This is a genomic window from Tidjanibacter massiliensis, assembly GCF_900104605.1.
GTDB lineage: Bacteria > Bacteroidota > Bacteroidia > Bacteroidales > Rikenellaceae > Tidjanibacter > Tidjanibacter inops.
In genome coordinates this window covers 357,385-373,392 of record NZ_LT629960.1, presented here as the reverse complement: position 1 = coordinate 373,392, position 16,008 = coordinate 357,385, and the positions used below count along the sequence as shown (strand labels likewise).

The following is a 16,008-nucleotide window of genomic DNA, read 5'->3' as shown; positions in this document are numbered from 1 at the left end:
GGCAGTTCGATGGAAATACCGTCCGAAGAGACGACGCTGACAATCCACTACACCGAGGCCGGAGACGAGCGCACCTATCGGGTGGAAGAGATGTCGGCCGATACGATGATACTCGTCCGGCACACCGCCGAACCATACGGATACGAATACTACCATGTCGCAACCTACGTGAGCTTTTGACGGGCGAACGCACTCTTGATTCCGCCCGCCCACGCTCCCGATACGGGTCACATGCGCCCGTCGGTTCTCCCGGTACAAAAAACAGCCATCCCCGGAACCATTGTTCCGGGGATGGCGCATTCATGCGGCACGAAGTCCGCAGCAAACCTACTTGATACCGAGCTTCTTCCGGATATCCTTCGGTACGGCATCCTTATGTACCACGATGTTGAGCGTCTTGTACGCCACGAAAGGTGCGGAAGCGAAGAAATAACCGTCGTAAATGTTGTCCGTATTCCACGAATTCTTCACCTTGTAGAAAGTGTTGCCGTTCTGGTCCTTGTAAAGACCGGTAATGAGCATGCCGTGGTCGTCGGTCGTCTCGTAGTTATCGTATCCCTGCTGGCGGAGCTCCTGTGTGATTTCCATCTCCTTGATGGGCTCCGTCGCATTGGCAATCATGTTCCTGCGGCTATTGGCCGACATGGTCTCCCACTTCGACCACTCGGTGTTCTGGGCATCTTCGCCTACACCGGCGGGAATCACTGCAAAGCCTTTGGAATACTGGAAACCGGGTTCGCTGACATCCGCAGCCCAATCGACCGTATAGCCGTTCTCCAGCGAATTGTCGATAATCGCCATGAACTCATCGAGAGGCACATTCCACGACAAGCCCCAGGCCCAGTTGTCGGGCACCTCCATCGCGAACTGCGTATAGAAAGGATGGTGGGTGAACGAAGTGAACGAAACGTAATCGTCCATATTCAGGCCCAGCTCCTCAGCAAAACTCTGAGGCGTGTACTCCTTGCCGTTGTAAACGAACGTTTCGGGCAGCTCCCCGAAATAGGCATCGAGAATACCGTCGAGCCCGTCGGCCCATACGGGGGTAAGTTTTCCGTTCGGATTGGCCACTACGCCCTTCATATATCCTTTGAGGACAGCCTCCACCTCGCTGTGCTGGTGGTTGTCGGTACCGTACTGCAAGCCCGTATAGACTTCGTCGGGCACAATGCCGTATTCGCGTATCACGTTGAATACGTCGTGCGTCGCACCGCCCTGCGAAAATTCGGCCTTGCCGTGCATGCGGGTGTACTTCTTGGCCTTGTCGAGATAGGCATGGCGCGCTATCCACATCTCCGAAAGGTCGTAATCACCTTTGCCGGTACGGAGCAGTTCGCTCTCCAGAAAAGCGATGCCGGCAAAACTCCAGCAGGTACCGCTGCTGTACTGGTCCTTGACGGAGGTAGCGGGGATATCCTTCACTGCCGTAAACTCATAGGGAGTCTTCACCTCCTCCTTGTCGGGCGTCTGGGCACCGAGGCTGAAAGCCGCCAACAGGGCGGCCGCCGTCACAAAAAATCTCTTCATTCCAATAGTCTGTTGTTTTTTATTGATTGGTAAATAAATCGTACATGCCTGCCGTTCCGCAACCACCGCACGGCCATCCTATTCGGCCCAGAGGCCGGCCAGGTTGATGATGGTCTGCATGGCTTTCTTCATCGTGTCGAGCGATGCATACTCGTATTTGCCGTGGAAGTTCATACCGCCCGTGAACAGGTTCGGACAAGGAAGCCCCATGTAGGAGAGACGCGAACCGTCCGTACCGCCGCGGATGGGCTTCACCAACGGTTCCACACCGGCCATACGCATGGCCTGCTCGGCCTTGGCGATTACCTGCGGATGCGGCTCCACCATCTCGCGCATGTTGTAATACTGGTCCTTCAGCGTCAGCTTCACCGTTCCCTCGCCGTACTTGCGATTCAGGAAATCGGCCACCTCCTGCGCGAAAGCCTTTTTGCGTTCGAATTTCGCCCGGTCGTGGTCGCGAATGATGTAGCTCGATTCGGCCGCCTCCACACTGCCGCCGATGCCCACCAGATGGTAAAAACCCTCGTACCCTTCGGTATGTTCGGGACGCTGTACGGGCGGAAGCATGGCGTTTATCTCGCACACCACCTGCAGGGCGTTCAGCATCTTGTCTTTCGCCGAACCGGGATGGATGTTCTTCCCCTGCACCTCGAAACGGGCCGAAGCGGCGTTGAAGTTTTCGTACTCCAGCTCGCCTTCGTAACCGCCGTCCACGGTGTAGGCATACTGCGCACCGAACCGCGTCACGTCGAAATAGTCCACCCCGCGTCCTATCTCCTCGTCGGGCGTGAAACCGATGCGTATCTTCCCGTGCTTCACCTCCGGATGCGACATAAGGTATTCGGCAGCGGTCATGATTTCGGCCACTCCCGCCTTGTCGTCGGCACCGAGCAGCGTCGTCCCGTCCGTGGCGATGAGCGTCTGCCCCTTGAAGAGCGGAAGCTCCGGAAATTCGGCCACGGTCATCGTCACGGCATCGTTCAGCCGGATATCCCCGCCGTCGTAATGTTCGATAATCTGCGGCTTCACATCCTTGCCGCTCATGTCGGGACTCGTATCCACATGGGATATGAACCCTATCACCGGCCGGTCCTCATAACCCGGCGTCGCAGGAATCGTCCCCATGACATAGCCGTAACGGTCCATCTCCACCTCCTGCAGGCCGAGCGCCTTCATCTCCTCGGCCAGACAGGCGAGCAGCACCTTCTGCTTCTCGGTCGAAGGGAAAGTCGTACTGTTCTCGTCGCTCTGCGTATCGAAGCCGACGTATTTCAGGAATCTTTCAAGCAATTCCATATGCATCTTTTTTGGTTATACTGTTTTCCTTGACGCAGCGTATTCGTGCGGCAACCCTACCGCACGAATACGCCGACGTCCGTATGCAAATTTACGTATTTATTCCGAAACTTCCGGCTTGGCCCGCTTGGAATCCCATACGACATAGGCAATCAGCGCGACATAGACGAGGATGGCTACCACTTCGGAACCGGTCGTACCGTACCACGAGGTAAGCATCAAGTCTACGTTCAGGTATTTGAGAATGGCGCTGACGACACCCATGAGCGCTCCGCCGGCAATCAGACCCGATGCGATAAGCGTTCCACGGTCCTTGCGGGCTTTGTTGAGCGCAGCATCCTTGCTGCGTGTCGAAACGAACCAACTGATAAGCCCGCCTATCAGGAGCGGCGTATTGAGGTCGAGCGGGATGAACATGCCGAGCGCAAACGCCAGTGCCGGAACGCCTATCATAGTAAGTATCAGCGCGAATACCGCACCTGCGAAATAGAGCATCCACGGCGTGGCACCGCCTTCCATCAGCGGTTTGATGACCGCCGCCATGGCATTCGCCTGCGGTGCGACGAGCTGGCTGTCTGGGCCGAAACCATAAGTCTTGTTAAGCAGCATCATGACACCGGCCACCGTAGCCGCCGATACGGCCGCACCGAGGAATTTCCACTTCTCCTGCCGGGCGGGCGTCACCCCTATCCAATAGCCTATCTTGAGGTCGGTAATGAAGCCGCCGGCCATGGAGAGCGCCGTGCACACCACGCCGCCGATTATCATGGCCGCCGTCATGCCGCTCGTTCCGCTCAACCCCGCGCTCACGAGCACGAGCGAGGTGAGGATGAGCGTCATCAGCGTCATGCCCGACACCGGGTTGGACCCCACGATGGCGATGGCATTGGCCGCCACCGTCGTAAAGAGGAACGAGATGATAAAGACCAGCAGCAGCGAAATGACCGTGAAGAGCCAGTTGTGCAATACACCGAACTGGAAGAAGAAGAGCACCGCCACAAGTACGGCAATCAGCACCGACAGGATGGTCTTCATGGGCAGGTCGCGTTCGGTCCGCTCGCGCGTTTCCACATTCTTTTTACCTTTGAGCTCTTTAACGGCAAGCCCCAGCGCCTGACGGATGATTTTCGAGGATTTGATGATGCCGATGATACCGGCCATGGCGATACCGCCGATACCGAGCGGACGGCCGTAGTTGAAGAAGAGCTCCTCGGGCGTCATGTTCCCCACCGTCTGCAGAATACCCTCGCCTACGGGCAACGTCATGCCGGGTGCGAAGTAGCTGATGAGCGGGATGAGCACGAACCAGACGGTGAACGAACCGGCGCAGATGAACGCGGCATATTTCAGCCCCACGATATAACCGAGGCCGAGCACCGCCGCGCCCGTATTCACCTTGAACACCACCTTGAACTTATCGGCTATCATTTCGCCCCAGGTGAGTACCCGCGTCGAGATGGTCTCCGTCCAGAGCCCTACGCTGCTCGCGATGAAGTCATACAGACCGCCCACGAGCCCGCTGACAGCCAACACCTTGGCCTGATTGCCCTTCTTCTCGCCCGACACAAGCACCTCGGTAGTCGCGGTGGCTTCCGGGAAAGGCAACTTTCCGTGCATGTCCTTGACGAAATATTTCCTGAACGGTATAATGAGCAGGATACCGAGCAGGCCGCCGAAAAGCGACGAAAGGAAAATCTGATAGAACTGCGCCTCCAGCCCCAGAATATAGAGTGCCGGAAGCGTAAAAATAGCTCCGGCGACGATAACCCCGGAGCTTGCGCCGATGGACTGGATAATGGTGTTCTGTCCGAGCGTGTTCTTCTTTCCGAAGATGTTGCCCACGCCGACGGCGATAATCGCTATCGGTATGGCCGCCTCGAACACCTGCCCCACTTTCAGACCAAGATAAGCCGCAGCCGCCGAGAAGAGGATGGCCATGATGAGCCCCATCGTAACCGAATAGGGGGTAACCTCCTTCGGCTTCGAGCCGGCGGGCAGGATGGGTTTGTACGATTCGCCCGGCTTCAGCTCGGTGTAGGCATTGTCGGGCAAAGAGTAGTTCTGTTGATTTTCCTCCATATGATTTAAATTTAGTTCAGTGCGCACGCCTCACCTTACGGCACCTTTCCGTAAGGTGAGCAAATATACGAATATATTCCATGAAAACCGCAAGCGGCTGCCTCCGGCGACCCGGCAATTGGCCGCAACGCGGTGCGGACGAACCGGCCATGCGTTTTTTTTCGTTACTTTTGAGCTGCAAGTCCTGTAAACGGTTCCAAAGGACCGACGCACGAGAAATGGAGATAGTCATAGCACCCGACAAATTCAAAGGCACGCTGACGGCAGCCGAAGCAGCCGGAGCCATTGCCGACGGAATAGACCGTGCGGCCCGCCGCGCAGGCCGCACCGACGTGCGCCTCGTACTGAAACCCATGGCCGACGGAGGCGAAGGGAGCCTCGGCATTCTGGCCGGGGACGAAGGAGAATACCATCCGGTGGAGACTTTCGATGCGCTGATGCGCCCCGTGCAGTCGGCCTATGCCGTACTCCCGGGCAACAGCGGAAAGTACGCTGCCGTGGAGGCCGCCTCCGCCGTCGGGCTTTACCGGCTGGACAGAGGGGAACGCAACCCTCTCCGGACGACTTCCTACGGAGTGGGAAAAGTCATGCGCGAAGCTATCGAGGCAGGCTGTACGGAGCTAATTGCCGCGGTGGGCGGTACGGCGACGAGCGACTGCGGCGCGGGCATGCTCGCCGCGCTGGGATGCCGTTTTCTCGACGGACAGAACCGCCTTATCGATTACCCCGCCGGCGGCGACCTGATACGGTTCGATGCCATCGACACGGCCCCCCTCTACCACCTTACGCAAGGGTGCCGGTTCAAGGTATTGTGCGACGTGGACAATCCGCTGACGGGTCCGAAGGGAGCTGCGGCTGTTTTCGCGCCGCAGAAAGGGGCCGACGCGGCTGCGGTCGCCCTACTCGAAGCGGGAGCGGAACACTTCGCCGCGAAAGCCGCAGCGGCGACCGGGCACGACTGCCGCGCGGTAGCCGGAAGCGGTGCTGCGGGCGGCATCGCCTGGGCGCTGAAAACTTTCTGCGGAGCCGACTTCATCCCCGGTGCGGCCTCCATTGCCGCGCTGACCGGTACCGACGCGGCCATACGCAAGGCTGCGCTCGCAGTCACCGGCGAGGGGCGGTTCGACAGCCAGAGTCTCCACGGCAAGGTAGCCGGCCATATAGCCTCGTTCGCACATGCCCACGGCATACCGACCATCGTCCTGTGCGGTTCGCGCGGAGAGGATATGACCGCCGACATCCTCGCCCCGGCAGGCATATCGGCTCTCTTCGCCCTGACCGACCGCGTTCCGCGGCACGAAGCCTTCACCCGCCCCGCCGAAAGCCTCGCACACCTCAGCGCGGAAGTATTCGGTTATCTGCTGACCAAATAACTTCCGCACCGCCGGCGCTTCTCCAATCGGACGCTTACTTGTCAATCGATGATTTCCGCCCCTGCAAAATCATCGTCCGTGAAACGATACTCGTACACGCGGGTAAGGCGGTCTCCTTCGAGCCGTTCATATGCGGTCGAATCGAGCAGAAAAGCCGACTCATCCCCCGCCCGCTGCACGAACTCCCGCTCCCCCTGCGACACCTTCACCCACGTATCATCACCGAGGCAGAAGGGCCCGGGAAAGAGGCCGAATCCGGCAAAACTAACTTCATGACGTCCGCCAACGGCAACCGTAAAGGCCTCCTCTACAGGCGGGGGCGTCAGGTCGTACTGCGCGGAATGAAATTCCACGGTTACAGGCTCGGATGTCCCGTTCACATAACGATAACAGGATGTGCAAACATAATCGACATGTTCTCCCTTTCCGCCCTCTTCCTCCTGCGGTGCCGGCCGCTTGTCGCAACCCGCAACGAGCGCCGCCGCACACAGCACCGCCCACAACAAACACCGATTTCGTCTCGTTCCCATAACGCACTGTTTTTAATTCATTGTTTCTCTATAATTTGAAAAAAGAGCCGGCGTCATGTGTTCCACACCATACCGCCGATAAGACAACCACGCTACATAATCTATCGGGAAACCATCCGGAAATCGGAAAGAGAACGATTGCTCTTCCGGATGATGCTCCATCGGTATTTCGATATAGGGCAACAATTCATTTTACACAACTGCGCCCCACAATACAAAAAGACAACATACAAGTTCATGTGATTTTTCTACAATCCCCGGTTCCTTCAGACTAAACAATGATAAGCAAAATAACATTACCGACAAAAGAAAGATGCCGCTAAAGCACAAACCACAGTTAAGACCCGCACATCAATAAATTACCCGTCTGTACTTTTCATAATACGGCCATCTGCTGTTACTGTGCCTCCTCCCTGAAAAATGTGATTTTATAACACCTTTTATATTTAGGGTTTAAAATAAAACCGTTAAATTTGGAGGCGGATTGAAACCAATATTTAAAAACAAATAACGAACTGACATCATGAACAAACGGCTTGTGGAATGTGTCCCCAACTTCAGCGAGGGGCGCGACATGGGTATCATCAAGGAGATAACCGACGCCATCACCTCCGTGGAGGGCATCAAATTGCTGGACGTAGACCCCGGCCAGGCGACCAACCGGACGGTGGTGACTTTCGTGGGCGAACCCGAAGCGGTGGCCGAGGCGGCTTTCCGCGGCGTGAAGAAGGCTTCGGAGGTCATCGACATGCGTCATCACAAGGGAACGCACCCGCGCATCGGGGCGACGGACGTGCTGCCGATTATTCCGGTGGCGGGCATCACCCTCGAAGAGTGCGCCGAAATAGCCCGCACGCTGGCCAAACGGATATACGACGAACTCGGCATCCCGACCTATAATTACGAAGCGGCGGCACAGCGCCCCGAAAGGCGCAACCTCGCCGTATGCCGCAAGGGCGAATACGAAGGGTTGGAGAAACGGATTTCCGACCCGAACGAAGCGCCCGACTTCGGCCCCGGCAAATACACCGAGCAGGCGGCCCGCAGCGGTGCGACGGTCGTGGGCGCACGCGACTTCCTCATCGCCGTGAACTTCAACCTCAACACCACCTCCACCCGCCGCGCCAACGCCATCGCATACGACGTGCGCGAGAAGGGCCGGCCGATGCGCGAAGGCGGTTCGCCCGTAGGGAAGCCGCTGAAGGATGCCGAAGGCAACACGATTATGATACCCGGCACACTCAAGGGCACGAAGGCCATCGGCTGGTTCATTCCCGAATACGGCGTGGCCCAGGTTTCGATGAACATCACCGACATCAAACAGACCCCGCTCCATGTGGCGTTCGATGAAGTGTGCCGCGCTGCGGCAGCCCGCGGCGTCCGGGTGACGGGAACGGAAATCGTCGGCCTCGTACCGAGAAACTCCCTCATCGAGGCGGGCAAATATTTCCTGCGCAAACAGCAGCGCTCGACGGGCGTATCGGAAAGCGAGCTGCTCAAAATCGCCATCCACAGCATGGGACTGAGCGACCTGGCACCCTTCAAACCCGAAGAGAAAGTCATCGAATACCTGCTCGAAGCGGAGAACAAGAAAAACCGGCTGATAGACCTGACCTGTAAGGGCTTCGCCGAAGAGACCGCAAGCGAATCGCCCGCACCGGGCGGCGGCTCCATCTCGGCATACGCCGGTGCGCTGGGCGCCGCGCTGGGCACCATGGTCGCCAACCTCTCCTCGCACAAGGCCGGGTGGGACGCCCGCTGGGAGGAGTTCTCCGACTGGGCCGACAAGGGGCAGGCGCTCATGAGCGAACTGCTCATGCTCGTGGATGAAGACACCGAAGCGTTCAACCGCATCATGGACGTCTTCGCCATGCCCAAAGGAACCGATGCAGAGAAGGCCGCCCGCTCCAAAGCCCTTCAGGAGGCCACGCTCTACGCGACGCAGGTGCCCCTGCGGACGATGAAGGCATCGGTGAAGGTCTTCGACATCGTGAAGGCGATGGCCGCCCAGGGCAATCCCAATTCGGTATCCGACGCCGGCGTCGGTGCCCTGATGGCCCGCTCGGCCGTACTCGGCGCCATGCTCAACGTGAAAATCAACGCCGCCGGGCTCAAAGACCGCAGCGTTGCGGAAGAACTCATCGGAGAAGCGGAACGCATCGCACGCGAGGCCGAAAAGCTCGAAAAAGAGGTGCTGGAGATAGTACACGAAAAAATAGATTGACAAACCGCCTGCGGCGGGGTGCACCGTTATCCCGCCGCAGGTTCCAAAAACAGAAACACCCATGACGTTAAAAGAATTCCAGGACGACATCAGGGCCGGTATTCCGGATGTCCTGCCTGCACCGAAACCTTACGACGCGGCCATCAACCATGCGCCCAAACGGAAGGACATACTCACTCCGGAAGAGAAGAAACTCGCCATAAAGAACGCACTGCGCTACTTCCCGGCCAAACACCACAGGGAACTGGCCGCCGAATTCGCCGACGAACTGAAACGCTACGGCCGGATTTACATGTACCGCCTGCGGCCCGACTACGAAATGTACGCGCGGCCGATAGACGAGTACCCCGCCCGCAGCCGGCAGGCAGCCGCCATCATGCTGATGATTAACAACAACCTCGACAAGGCGGTGGCGCAGCATCCGCACGAACTGATAACCTACGGAGGAAACGGCGCCGTATTCCAGAATTGGGCGCAGTACCGCCTCGCCATGAAATACCTCTCGGAAATGACCGATGAGCAGACGCTCGTCATGTACTCCGGCCACCCGATGGGACTGTTCCCCTCGCACAAGGATGCGCCGCGGGTCATCGTCACCAACGGCATGATGATTCCCAACTACTCCAAGCAGGACGACTGGGAACGCTATAACGCGATGGGCGTCACGCAGTACGGCCAGATGACGGCCGGTTCGTACATGTACATCGGCCCGCAGGGCATCGTGCACGGTACGACCATCACCGTGCTCAACGCCGCACGCAAGCAGCTCCAGAAGCGCGGCGGCGGCGAGATTCCCGGGATGCTCTTCGTATCGTCGGGTCTGGGCGGCATGTCGGGCGCCCAGCCCAAAGCGGGCGTCATCTCCGGCGTGGTGAGCGTCATCGCCGAAATCAACCCGAAGGCCGTGCATACGCGCCATTCGCAAGGCTGGGTAGACGAGGTGCACACTTCGCTGGACGAGCTCATCCCCCGCATCCGCAAGGCACGGGAGCAGAAAGAGGCCGTATCGCTCGCCTACCAGGGCAACATCGTCGACCTGTGGGAACGTCTCGCCGCGGAAGGCATCGACGTAGACCTGGGCTCCGACCAGACTTCGCTCCACAACCCGTGGGCGGGCGGCTACTACCCCGCAGGGCTCACCTACGAAGAGTCGAACCGGATGATGGCCGAACAGCCCGAAGAGTTCCATAGACGCGTACAGGAGTCGCTGCGCAGGCAGGTAGCCGCCATCAACAAGCTGACGGCCAAAGGCATGTACTTCTTCGACTACGGCAACGCCTTCCTGCTCGAAGCCTCCCGCGCCGGTGCCGACTGCATGGCACCGGACGGCAAGCGTTTCCGCTATCCCTCCTACGTACAGGACATCATGGGCCCGATGTTCTTCGACTACGGCTTCGGCCCGTTCCGCTGGGTATGTACGTCGGGCAGGCCGGAAGACCTCGCGACGACCGACCGCATCGCGCTGGAAGTCATGCGGGAAATACGCAAGACCGCTCCAAAGGAGATTCAGGGCCAGCTGGACGACAACATCCTCTGGATAAGCAAGGCGGGCGAAAACAAGCTCGTAGTGGGTTCGCAGGCACGCATCCTCTATGCCGACGCCGAAGGCCGCACGAAAATCGCGCTGGCCATGAACGAGGCCATCGCCCGCGGCGAAATCAGCGCCCCGGTCGTACTCGGCCGCGACCACCACGACGTGTCGGGCACCGACTCGCCCTACCGCGAAACCTCCAACATCTACGACGGCTCCTCCTACACGGCGGACATGGCCGTACAGAACGTCATCGGCGACTCGTTCCGCGGAGCGACCTGGGTATCGCTCCACAACGGCGGCGGCGTCGGCTGGGGCGAGGTCGTCAACGGCGGCTTCGGCATGGTCATCGACGGCTCGGACGACTCGCGCCGCCACATCGAGGAGATGCTTCTGTGGGACGTGAACAACGGTATCGCACGCCGCAGCTGGGCCCGCAACGAGGGCGCCATGTTCGCCATCAAACGCGAAATGGAACGCACCCCCGGCCTGAAGGTCACGCTGCCGAACATCGCCGACGACACGGTAGTGGAAGAGGCACTGAAAAACCTGTAAGGTTTCCGGCTCCGCCGGTCATCACCGGCGCACGGCACATACACAATCAATAACGCAGCCCTTCCGCGACCCACGCGGAAGGAAGCAGTAACAAGACAACCAAATGAAAACGCATAAGATTTCATCCGCACACATCACTCCGCAGCAGGCCTACGAAATTGCCCGCGGAGGATACAGGCTCGAACTGTCGGACGATGCGCGCACGCGCATCCAGCGCTGCCGCGACTATCTCGACAGCAAGACCGAAGAGAAGGACGCAGCACCGATTTACGGTGTAACGACCGGCTTCGGTTCGCTCTGCAACATATCGGTAGACAAGAAGCGTCTGGGCGAACTCCAGAAAAACCTCGTCATGTCGCACGCCTGCGGAACGGGCGAACGGGTTCCGTCGGAAATCGTCCGCCTGATTCTGCTGCTGAAAATCCAGTCGCTCTCCTACGGTCATTCGGGCGTACAGGTAGCGACCGTGGAACGGCTCATCGACTTCTTCAACAACGGCGTCCTGCCCGTCATCTACCAGCAGGGGTCGCTGGGTGCATCGGGCGACCTCGCTCCGCTCGCCCACATGTCGCTCCCGCTGCTCGGCCTGGGCGAAGTGGAATTCGAAGGGAAAGATGTACCGGCATCCGAAGTGCTGAAAAAGTTCGGTTGGGAGCCCATCGAACTCCAGTCCAAAGAGGGGCTGGCACTGCTGAACGGCACGCAGTTCATGAGCGCGTTCGGCGTATGGTGCGTGGTGAACGCACGCCGCCTGTCCGAGTGCGCCGACAAAATCGGCGCCATGTCGCTCGACGCCTTCGACGGCCGCATCGAACCCTTCTACGAACCGGTTCACAAGGTGCGCGCCCACCGCGGCCAGCTCGAAACGGCACGCAACTTCCGCGAGCTGCTCAAGGGCAGCGAGCTGATAGCACGCCACAAGGAGCACGTACAGGACCCCTACTCCTTCCGCTGCATCCCGCAGGTACACGGCGCATCGAAAGATACCATCGACTACGTGGAGAGCGTCATCACCACGGAAATCAACAGCGTGACGGACAACCCCACGGTATTCCCCGACGAGGACATCGTCATCTCGGCCGGCAACTTCCACGGCCAGCCGATAGCCGTGGCGATGGATTTCCTCGCCATCGCGGTATCCGAGCTGGGCAACATCTCCGAACGCCGCACCTACAAGCTCATCTCCGGTTCGCGCGGGCTGCCCTCGTTCCTCGTGGCCAATCCGGGCCTCAACAGCGGTTTCATGATTCCACAGTATACGGCCGCCTCGATTGTCAGCCAGAGCAAGGGACTGTGCATGCCGGCGTCGGCCGACTCGATTCCCTCCTCGCAGGGGCAGGAAGACCATGTGAGCATGGGCTCCAATGCGGCAACCAAGCTCTACCGTGTGGTGAACAACACCGAACGGGTACTCGCCATCGAACTTTTCAACGCTGCACAGGCGCTGGAGTTCCGCCGTCCCCTCAAGTCGTCACCCGCAATCGAAGCGATATTCACCGAATACCGCAAACGTGTTCCGTTCATTTCCAACGACGAAATCATGTACCCGCACATCGAAAGTTCGGTACAGTTCGTCAGGGGCATGTAACGCCGCAGCATAGTCTTTACAAGTCGCCGCTTTCCGCCGAAACGACGGGAAGCGGTGATTTATAAACAACCGGGCTCCGGCCCGCAAAACAACATCCAATGAAACTGACGATTAAAAACATAGGGATACTCGCCGGCATCGACGAGAGCGGCCGCGACCGCATCGCGGGTGCCGATATGGCCCGGCTGGAGGTCGTGGAGAACGCCTACCTGACCGCCGAAGAGGGCCTCATCGCATCCTACGGACGGATGGAAGAGCTGCCCGAAGGGAGGGCCGATGAAGAGATAGACGCCCGCGGAGGCGTCGTGCTGCCCGCCTTCTGCGACTCGCATACGCACATCGTCTATGCAGGAAGCCGCGAAGGAGAATTCGTGGACAAAATCAACGGCCTCTCCTACGAGGAAATCGCCCGCCGCGGCGGAGGCATCCTCAACTCGGCAGACCGGCTGCACACGGCCACCGAACAGGAACTCTACGACGAGGCGATGCCGCGCCTGCACCAAATGATGGAATCCGGAACCGGTGCGGCGGAAATCAAGAGCGGCTACGGACTCTCCACGCAGGACGAGCTGAAGATGCTGCGCGTCATCCGCCGCATGGCCGAAGCATCGCCCATGACCATCCGCGCCACGTTCCTCGGCGCCCATGCCGTAGCACGCGACTACATTGGTCGACAGGCCGAATACGTGGACCTTATTTGCCGGGAGATGATACCGGCCGTGGCAGCCGAAGGACTCGCCGATTTCGTGGACGTCTTCTGCGACCGCGGCTTCTTCACTCCGGAGGAGACCGCACACATGCTCGAATGCGGCGCGAAGTACGGTATGCGTCCGAAAATCCACGCCAACGAGCTCGCCGCATCGGGAGGCATCCAGGTAGGCGTGGCGCACGGTGCGCTCTCGGTAGACCACCTCGAATTCACAGGCGAAGAAGAAATCGCCGCGCTGCTCGGTTCGCAGACCATGCCGACCATCCTGCCCGGAGCCGCCTTCTTCCTCGGCATGAACTATCCGCCGGCCCGCAGGATGATTGATGCCGGACTGGGCGTGGCCATCGCCTCCGATTTCAATCCCGGTTCGTCGCCCTCCGGCAACATGAAGTTCATCGTGTCGCTCGCCTGCATCAAGCTGCGCATGAATCCGCAGGAGGCTTTCAATGCGGCCACCCTGAACGGCGCCTACGCCATGGGATTGCAAGCGTCGCACGGCAGCATTACCAAAGGGAAGCGGGCGAACCTCTGGATTACGCAGCCCGTGTCGTCGCTCGAATTCATCCCCTACGCTTACGGCACCTCCCTCACCGCAGGGCTCATACTCGGAGGCAAAAGGGTATTGTAAGTCATAAGTCGTCATCATGACAACGGGGAAGCCCTTCGGGCTTCCCCGTTTGTGTTTCCGGAATTGTCGGTACTGTTTATCCTGTCGGTAAAAGATGGCCACCCCATACCATGGACTGTAGACTGTTACCGACAATCCGGAACACGACACATCCTTATCAGCCCGGCCGAACTCAGAAAAGAAGAGAGAGATAAAAAACACATTCATTGCCGACCCCAACCGACATGACCGCTTCATATTCCGAGCGAAGACAGCGAACGGCGCATAACCCGTCATTGCGATAAACGATTGCCTCCACAAAATACGCGTACCACAGCAACCAAGCCAACCGAAAGCGTCCAATAACAGAGACAAATTACACTTTTCTACAATCCAAAGAACCGATAAGCAGCATCATATATCCGTTTTTTATCATTATATTTGAGAAACGACTCACGAACCTTAAAACCATTGCCATCATGAAAGCCGTTTACCTTTTCTGCGCCGTACTCGTTCTGGCGCTTTCATCCAGCACACCGGCACATGCCGACACATCCACATCTGCCACCCCCACTACCGATACCGGTTACGGAGAGTCCCCCGCAACGGACACCCCTGTCGGCACGGAGTGCAGGGAATACATTCCGGCCGATACCGCCGCTGCACCGGCTCTGTCGGCAGCACACGACGCCCCCAGGCTCCGCGGCTTCTGGTTCTACTTCAAGACAACGCTCTTTTGCCTGCGCGACCTCATCATTGGCTTCGGTTTCGGTGCCATCACCGGCGGAGTGGCCGCAGGGCTTTTCAGCCGCACCAAGTTCACTGTCAAGCGAGTGCTCATCAAAGGGGCGATAATAGGCTGCCTGCTGGGAGGTGCGGCAAGTATCGTAGTCGCATACGACACTTATTTCGCACACGCCGGTCAAACGACCGTCTGCCGGCTTTCCGAATAACCGGAAAATACTGCGGCCGTCTACCGAACGGACGCGGACAGGGATGCCGGGCAATTGCCCGGCATCCCTGTCCGCTTATCCCGCGACGGGTCACCCCGGAAGTCTCCGGACAGGCCCGTCACCTCCTGACATAGCTATCGTAAATTTCCCGCTCCTGCAGCGTAAAATCGCACAGCTTCTTCCTCATCAGATAGCATGCCGAGGAATCGCCGTCATCTACCTCCGGATAGACCTCCGCCAGTTCCCATCCCCGTGCCGAAAGGTAGTTGAGCGCTTCGAGCAGGCTGTCGAACACCAAGCGGTTCCCCTGGTCATCCATCAGATAGGGCCGGAGTTTGTCCACTCCGAAATCCAGATAAACCGCGATGCCGCCCCATACCAACCGAAACCCGAGCTCGGAGTAGACATAAAATCCGTCCTTCTCTCCGGCCGCATCCGTTCTGTCGGATACGGGAAATACCGGCGTCAGTCCGAGTACGATGCTGTCGGTCTCCGGTACAGGCTCTCCGCCCAACAGACTCCCTCCTCCCGCAAGGAGCAGGACAAGCCATACCGTTATTCTCTTTCTCCACATACACAGGCTTTTTAAAACACTATCTAAAGATAGGAATTATTTCGTAAAAATCCCATTCCGCAACCCCGGTCTCTCCCGTACAGACCGCGGCACGAATCATACCGCACGTACGGCCCACGCCAGGGAACAGAAATACCGTACCGCTATCTTTCCGCGCGGAACAGCAGCCTGCTCCACGAACCGATACCAAGTACCTACCTTTTGCCGTGCTTTCTTTTCCGCAAGAGGAGCTGCGTTTCGCCAGACTTCCGAATGCTCCCTGGACATCACGCCACCAAGAACGAAATGTTTTCCGAACACGACGGAGGAACCCGTAAAACAAACGGACAATCGCCGGATACAACGTTCCGAAAACGGACTCGTCACTGCGGGTTCCGCCGGAAAGATGCCGGACGTCCAGCATCCGCCGCACCCGCTATCCCGCCGAAAGCAGAAAGATATGGGCGAAAACGACGTTTCCCG

At 58.7% G+C, this 16,008-nt stretch carries 12 protein-coding genes; 7 read left to right on the top strand and 5 right to left on the bottom strand.

Translation table 11 applies throughout. The features are described 5' to 3' along the window. Positions 1–9 precede the first annotated feature (9 nt). Entirely contained in the window at positions 10–180 is a 171-nt protein-coding gene (locus BQ5361_RS10665; RefSeq protein ID WP_154818435.1) for a hypothetical protein, read from the top strand. 147 nt (positions 181–327) lie between these two features. Here BQ5361_RS10665 and BQ5361_RS02540 read toward each other — a convergent pair whose 3' ends face one another. The 3 genes from BQ5361_RS02540 to BQ5361_RS02530 all read right to left on the bottom strand — a co-directional run bounded on the left by BQ5361_RS02540 (position 328) and on the right by BQ5361_RS02530 (position 4,902). Beyond that, on the bottom strand, positions 328–1,527 hold the full coding sequence (locus BQ5361_RS02540; RefSeq protein WP_022064115.1) for a C1 family peptidase: 1,200 nt from the start codon (positions 1,525–1,527) through the stop codon (positions 328–330). Positions 1,528–1,605: 78 nt separating this feature from the next. Beyond that, positions 1,606–2,823 carry a peptidase T gene (gene pepT / locus BQ5361_RS02535; RefSeq protein WP_022064116.1) on the bottom strand — a complete coding sequence of 406 codons (1,218 nt, stop codon included), beginning with the start codon at positions 2,821–2,823 and terminating at the stop codon, positions 1,606–1,608. A 99-nt stretch (positions 2,824–2,922) separates the two neighbouring features. Beyond that, complete coding sequence (locus BQ5361_RS02530) at positions 2,923–4,902, bottom strand: OPT family oligopeptide transporter (RefSeq protein ID WP_022064117.1); 1,980 nt, start codon at positions 4,900–4,902, stop codon at positions 2,923–2,925. 218 nt (positions 4,903–5,120) lie between these two features. Here BQ5361_RS02530 and BQ5361_RS02525 point away from each other — a divergent pair, with 218 nt between their 5' ends. Beyond that, positions 5,121–6,275 (top strand): glycerate kinase family protein, encoded by a 1,155-nt coding sequence (locus BQ5361_RS02525; protein ID WP_035471749.1) that lies wholly within the window; start codon positions 5,121–5,123, stop codon positions 6,273–6,275. A 41-nt stretch (positions 6,276–6,316) separates the two neighbouring features. Here BQ5361_RS02525 and BQ5361_RS02520 read toward each other — a convergent pair whose 3' ends face one another. Beyond that, positions 6,317–6,805 (bottom strand): hypothetical protein, encoded by a 489-nt coding sequence (locus BQ5361_RS02520; protein WP_143047477.1) that lies wholly within the window; start codon positions 6,803–6,805, stop codon positions 6,317–6,319. Between the two features lie 523 nt (positions 6,806–7,328). Between BQ5361_RS02520 and ftcD the strand changes: the two genes are divergently transcribed. From ftcD to BQ5361_RS02495, 5 genes are all read left to right on the top strand, one after another. After that, the gene (ftcD, locus tag BQ5361_RS02515) at positions 7,329–9,029 is read left to right on the top strand and encodes a glutamate formimidoyltransferase (protein ID WP_035471745.1); all 1,701 of its coding nucleotides are present in this window, start codon (positions 7,329–7,331) and stop codon (positions 9,027–9,029) included. A 61-nt stretch (positions 9,030–9,090) separates the two neighbouring features. Continuing rightward, positions 9,091–11,115 carry a urocanate hydratase gene (locus BQ5361_RS02510; RefSeq protein ID WP_035471743.1) on the top strand — a complete coding sequence of 675 codons (2,025 nt, stop codon included), beginning with the start codon at positions 9,091–9,093 and terminating at the stop codon, positions 11,113–11,115. 103 nt (positions 11,116–11,218) lie between these two features. Beyond that, entirely contained in the window at positions 11,219–12,703 is a 1,485-nt protein-coding gene (hutH, locus tag BQ5361_RS02505) for a histidine ammonia-lyase (protein WP_035471740.1), read from the top strand. Between the two features lie 98 nt (positions 12,704–12,801). Then, positions 12,802–14,040 carry an imidazolonepropionase gene (hutI, locus tag BQ5361_RS02500; RefSeq protein ID WP_035471737.1) on the top strand — a complete coding sequence of 413 codons (1,239 nt, stop codon included), beginning with the start codon at positions 12,802–12,804 and terminating at the stop codon, positions 14,038–14,040. A gap of 458 nt (positions 14,041–14,498) precedes the next feature. Next, positions 14,499–14,972 carry a hypothetical protein gene (locus BQ5361_RS02495; RefSeq protein ID WP_035471735.1) on the top strand — a complete coding sequence of 158 codons (474 nt, stop codon included), beginning with the start codon at positions 14,499–14,501 and terminating at the stop codon, positions 14,970–14,972. A 118-nt stretch (positions 14,973–15,090) separates the two neighbouring features. Here BQ5361_RS02495 and BQ5361_RS02490 read toward each other — a convergent pair whose 3' ends face one another. Then, on the bottom strand, positions 15,091–15,546 hold the full coding sequence (locus BQ5361_RS02490; RefSeq protein ID WP_143047476.1) for a hypothetical protein: 456 nt from the start codon (positions 15,544–15,546) through the stop codon (positions 15,091–15,093). Positions 15,547–16,008: the final 462 nt, after the last annotated feature.

What these genes read in the sequence shown, in the direction of transcription:
- BQ5361_RS02530 (WP_022064117.1), bottom strand. Translation starts at nt 4,902, where the DNA reads ATGGAGGAAAATCAACAGAACTACTCTTTGCCCGACAATGCCTACACC.
- BQ5361_RS02540 (WP_022064115.1), bottom strand. Translation starts at nt 1,527, where the DNA reads ATGAAGAGATTTTTTGTGACGGCGGCCGCCCTGTTGGCGGCTTTCAGC.
- BQ5361_RS02520 (WP_143047477.1), bottom strand. Translation starts at nt 6,805, where the DNA reads ATGGGAACGAGACGAAATCGGTGTTTGTTGTGGGCGGTGCTGTGTGCG.
- ftcD (WP_035471745.1), top strand. Translation starts at nt 7,329, where the DNA reads ATGAACAAACGGCTTGTGGAATGTGTCCCCAACTTCAGCGAGGGGCGC.
- BQ5361_RS02510 (WP_035471743.1), top strand. Translation starts at nt 9,091, where the DNA reads ATGACGTTAAAAGAATTCCAGGACGACATCAGGGCCGGTATTCCGGAT.
- BQ5361_RS02490 (WP_143047476.1), bottom strand. Translation starts at nt 15,546, where the DNA reads ATGTGGAGAAAGAGAATAACGGTATGGCTTGTCCTGCTCCTTGCGGGA.
- hutH (WP_035471740.1), top strand. Translation starts at nt 11,219, where the DNA reads ATGAAAACGCATAAGATTTCATCCGCACACATCACTCCGCAGCAGGCC.
- BQ5361_RS02525 (WP_035471749.1), top strand. Translation starts at nt 5,121, where the DNA reads ATGGAGATAGTCATAGCACCCGACAAATTCAAAGGCACGCTGACGGCA.
- BQ5361_RS02495 (WP_035471735.1), top strand. Translation starts at nt 14,499, where the DNA reads ATGAAAGCCGTTTACCTTTTCTGCGCCGTACTCGTTCTGGCGCTTTCA.
- BQ5361_RS10665 (WP_154818435.1), top strand. Translation starts at nt 10, where the DNA reads ATGGAAATACCGTCCGAAGAGACGACGCTGACAATCCACTACACCGAG.
- hutI (WP_035471737.1), top strand. Translation starts at nt 12,802, where the DNA reads ATGAAACTGACGATTAAAAACATAGGGATACTCGCCGGCATCGACGAG.
- pepT (WP_022064116.1), bottom strand. Translation starts at nt 2,823, where the DNA reads ATGGAATTGCTTGAAAGATTCCTGAAATACGTCGGCTTCGATACGCAG.